Origin of the sequence: Actinomadura kijaniata NBRC 14229, assembly GCF_001552175.1 — a bacterium.
GTDB classification, from domain to species: domain Bacteria; phylum Actinomycetota; class Actinomycetes; order Streptosporangiales; family Streptosporangiaceae; genus Spirillospora; species Spirillospora kijaniata.
Genome location: NZ_BCQR01000305.1, coordinates 1 through 4,609 on the forward strand (window position 1 = coordinate 1; position 4,609 = coordinate 4,609).

The 4,609-nt window shown below is 79.2% G+C and carries 3 protein-coding genes; all 3 read right to left on the reverse strand.

Annotated elements, in window-relative coordinates:
- On the reverse strand, positions 1-385 hold a 385-nt coding region (locus AKI01S_RS48090), incomplete at its 3' end, for a hypothetical protein (protein ID WP_157420733.1).
- Positions 385-2,598 carry a tetratricopeptide repeat protein gene (locus AKI01S_RS50080; protein ID WP_157420735.1) on the reverse strand — a complete coding sequence of 738 codons (2,214 nt, stop codon included), beginning with the start codon at positions 2,596-2,598 and terminating at the stop codon, positions 385-387. The genes AKI01S_RS50080 and AKI01S_RS48090, both read right to left, overlap by 1 nt.
- A gap of 63 nt (positions 2,599-2,661) precedes the next feature.
- Positions 2,662-4,609: SpoIIE family protein phosphatase (locus tag AKI01S_RS48105; RefSeq protein ID WP_067833729.1), on the reverse strand; the 1,948-nt coding region annotated here is incomplete at its 5' end.

The following is a 4,609-nucleotide window of genomic DNA, read 5'->3' on the forward strand; positions in this document are numbered from 1 at the left end:
CCGGCAGCGGCGCGGGCGGCGCCCCGGCGGGAGACGGCCGGTCCGCCGCCACACCGACCTCCGCCACCCGGTCGGCCAGCGCCCGCACCGCCGTGCGCCCGTGCGCCTCGCCGCGGAACGTCGCCGCCCCGATCGTGATCTCGATGGTGAGCTGGTCCAGGACGACGTCCTCGGGACGCGGCAGCCCCCGCCGCCGCCCGGCCTCGCGGGCGCGCTCGCCCGCCGCGGTCACCGCGCCCACCACGGCCGTGCAGGCCGCCACCGCCGCCCACGCCAGCAGGCTGCCCTGGTGCTCGGTGGCGAGGTTCACCGAGACCCCGACCGCCGACGCCGACACCGCCGCCGCCATCCCCGCCAGCAGGGACCGCCGCCGCGCGCGCCTCATCACAGCAACTCCCGGCCGTCCCACGCCGCCGCCAGCACGTCCGGCGGCCCGCCCTCGGCCAGCACCTCGGTGAACGCGCGCCGCGCCGTCGCGGCGTCACCCCCGGCCAGCGCGGCGAACCCCAGGCTGACGCGGGCCCGCTGCGTGTCGGGATGCGTCCGGCCCAGCAGCCGCGACCGCCACCCCACCACGTCCCACAGCAGGGGAACGGCCTGCCCGCTCCGCCCCTGGTCGTGGTAGAGCGCGGCCAGCCCCGCGCGGGCCGAGCACGTCGCCTCGTGCTGGGGGCCGAGACCCCGTTCGGCGTCGGCGACCGCCCCCTCCAGCAGCCGCGCCGCCTCCTCCGCGCCCCCCGCCTCCCGCAGCACGGCCGCGAGGTTCACCCGCAGCCGGACCAGCTCGGGCGCGCCCGGCGACCGCGACCGCGCCGCGGCCTCCACCGCGGCGCGCGCCTCGGCCTCCGCCCCGGCCGGGTCGCCCGCCCCGCGCAGCGCCACCGCGAGGTTGCCGCGCACCACGGCCGCCTCCCACGACCCGGCGCCCCACGCCTCCTCGGCCTCCGCCAGCGCCGCCCGCAACTCCGCGACCGGATCGCCGTCGCCGAGGTCGTACCGGACGGCGGCCCGGTTGGCGCGCAGCCGCGCCCGCAGCGCGGGCGGCGCGGCCCGGTCCCGTTCGGCGGCGGCCAGGACCGGGGCCAGCGCCTCGGCGGCCTCCCCGGCGTACCCCCGCCGCCGCAGCTCCACCGCCCGGTTCGCCCGCGCCGCCAGCTCCGCGGCCGCCCGCCACCGCCCCTCCCCGCGCCTGCGGACCAGCTCGGGAACGAGCCACGCTCCCACCACGACCGGCACCACGAGAAGGAGCCACGGCTCGACCACCACCGCCACGCCCACGGCCACCACGGCCAGGACGGCCAGGAGCCCTCCGACCACCGCGCCCGGAACCGCGACGGACGAGGAACGCGACGCCGAGCCCCACACGGAGGGCTCCCCGGGAAAACCAGAGGGCGACTGCCAGGTGGCGGGCGGAGGCCCCCACCCAACAGGAGGCGGCGACTCCCACACGGCCGACCCCGTGTCCCCAGCGGGCCCCGTGTCCGGAGCGGGCCCCGTGTCCGGAGCGGGCCGCGCGTCCGGAGCGGGCCGCGCGTCCGGAGCGGGCCGCGCCTCCGGAGCGGGCCGCGCGTCCGGAGCAGGCCTCGTGCCCGCAGTAGGTCCCGCGTCGGGGGTGGGTCCCGCGTCGGGGGTGGGTCCCGCGTCGGGGGTGGGTCCCGCGTCGGGGGTGGGTCCCGCGTCGGGGGTGGGCTCCGCGTCGGGGGTGGGCTCCGCGTCCGGAGTGGGACCTGTCTCTCCACTGGGGTCCGCCTCGGCAGTGGGGTCCGCCTCGGCAGTGGGGTCCGCCTCGGCAGTGGGGTCCGCCTCGGCAGTGGGGTCCGTCTCTCCAGCGGGGGCCGCCTCCCCGGCGGGGGCCGCCTCCCCGGCGGGGGCCGCCTCCCCGGCGGGGGCCGCCTCCCCGATGGGATCCGTCTTCCCGGTGGGGCCCGTCTTCCCGGTGGGGTCTGTCTCTGCGGTGGGGTCAGTGTCCTCGGGCGAGGTCGGCTGTTCGGAGGGGGGCGGTGGTGTCCAGGCGTCCGTTGGTTGGGTCAGTCGGACCGATCGTGTGTCCAGGTCCGGGGCGGTGCCCGGGGCGGCGGATCGCAGTGCCTGGGCCAGCTCGCGTGCCGACGGTCGCGAGGCCGGGTCGGCGTTCATCGCCTCGCGCAGCAACGACGGGAGCGGGTCGGCGGTGGCGTCCAGGTCGGACGCCTCCCAGCCCGCCGCGCGGCCGGTGGCGGCGAACGCGACGGTCTCCGCCCAGCCCGCCACGGCGTCCTCAGGGCTCCGTACGGCGGGAGCGTCGGCCAGACCGACCGTCCACTGCCGGTCGAGGGGGGAGTACACGATGTGCTCGGGTGACGGCCTGCGCGCGGGACCGCTCGCCGCGTGCGCGTCGGCCAGCGCCCGCGCCAGGTCCGCCGCCAGCCGCAGCAGCGCGTCCCCGTGAAGCGGCCCGTCCCGCGCGACCAGCTCGGCCAGGGGCCGGGCCGGGGACCATCCCGGCGACCAGCCCTGAACCCAGCCCGGCGCCAGGGCGGCATAGGGCGCCGGAGCCCCGCAGCCAGGGCACCTCGACGCCGCCGGTGATGTCTCGGTGCCGCAGACCGCACAGAACATGACGCCACCTTCCGCCAGGGGGCGTCTCGAAGGTAACGGCCGAGCGGCCCGCGCGGCCAGCGCTCAGGTCGCCTGGACCGCCAGCAGGCAGGTGTCGTCGTTGGGGTTGGCCGCGCCCAGCGCCTCCAGGACGTGGTCGATCAGGTCGTCGGGGCCCGCCCCGCAGCAGGCCGCCACCGCCTCGCGCAGCAGCTCGAACCCCGCCGACAGGTCGCGGTCGCGGCGCTCCACCAGGCCGTCGGTGTAGAACAGCAGCAGGTCGCCGCGTTCCAACGTCAGCGTGGCCGCCGTCAGCCGCGGCTCGTCGACGGCCCCGAGCAGTACCCCGTCGGGCGGGGGGAGCAGCTCGGCCCCGCCGCCCCGCCGCAGCACCGGCGGGGGATGGCCCGCCTGCGCCCACACCAGCGTGCGGGTCGAGGGCGCGAAACGGGCCGCGACCACGCTGGCGGTCAGCGACCGGTGCCGGTGCGTCACCAGCCGGTTCAGCCAGGCCAGCAGCCGGTCCGGGGGCGCGCCGGTGCAGGCCAGGCCGCTGAGGGCGTTGCGCAGCCGCGCCATCGCCGCCGCCGCGTCCAGCCCGTGCCCCGACACGTCGCCGACCGCCAGGAACACCTCCTCGTCCGACAGCGTGGACGCCTCGTACCAGTCGCCGCCGACGCGGGCGCGGCTCTGCGCGGGCAGGTAGCGCACCGCCGTGCGCAGCCCCGGCAGGGTCCGCGGGCCGCGCGGCAGCGGCAGGATCGCCCGTTGCAGCTCGACCGCGATGTGGCGCTCCTCGGCGATGCGGCGGCGCTCGCGCTGGAGCTGGCGGCGCGTGGCGGCCAGCATCTCCGCCGACCGGCGGCGCTGGCTGACGTCCTGGAAGACCGTGTGCAGCGCCACCGGCTCGCCCCGGGAGTCCAGCACCGGCTCGGCCATCACCCGCAGGTGCCGCACGTCGCCGCCGACCCGCACGCGCAGCTCCAGGTCGGCGGGTTCGCGGCGGCCCAGCAGCGTCCGCATCAGATGCTCGGCCTGCGGCAGGTCCTCGGGGACCACATGGTCGGCGAGGCGTTCCAGCGGCAGCGGGCCCGCCGCCCGCGCCCGCCCGAAGAGGGTGTACAGGTGGTCCGACCAGTCGGTCTCGCCGGTCACCAGGTCCCAGCGGCTCCACCCCAGGTTCCCCAGCCGCTGCGCCTGCGCGAGCTGCCCGGCCAGGTCGGCGGCGTCGGCGTGGAACCGCCAGCTCGCCAGCACCCCGCCGCCGACCCGGCACGCCCGCACGCTCATCGTCGACGGCGTCGGGGGACCCTCGCCGGCCCCGGCGGACTCGCCCGGCCCGCGCCGCAGCGGCACCCCCGTCTCCAGCACCCGCACGTACTCCTGGAACAGCCCCGCCACCGCCAGCCCCGGATAGTGCTCCAGCAGCCGCATCCCCACCAGGTCCTCGGGGCGGTGCCCGGGCAGGCCGGCGGCGTCGGCGTTGACCGCGTCCACCCGGAAGTCCACGACCCGCCCCGACTCGTCGCGGACCGGCGACATCAGCGCGCCGGGGGCCTGCACCGCGTCCAGCAGCGCCCGCAGCCACGGCGCGTCGGTGACGCCCCCGGCCGCCGGGACCAGCTCGCGCAGCCGCCGCGCGCAGTGCTCCAGCACCGCCCGCACGTAACGCCGGGTGCCCGCGTCCGGCGCGGTGTCCGGCGACCAGGTGATCTCGGCCGCGCCGATCGTCCGGCCGCCGGTGACCAGCGGCACGCACGAGTGCGGGCCCGGCAGGCCCGCCGCCGCGCCGACCAGCGCCAGCCGGCGCGGATCGGCCTCCCACAGCGGCGCGCCCTCCCGCAACGCCCGCACCAGGCCCACGTTGCAGTGCGGCGGGATGCGCGCCCACTCGCTGACCACGTGCGGGGGCAGGTCGTGCGCGCCCGCCACGCGCAGCGCGCCGTCGGGCTCCAGCACCGTCAGCAGCACCGCCCGCGCCCCCAGCCAGCCCAGCGCCTCCGCGCCCAGCCGCCGCGCCAGCTCGTCGGGG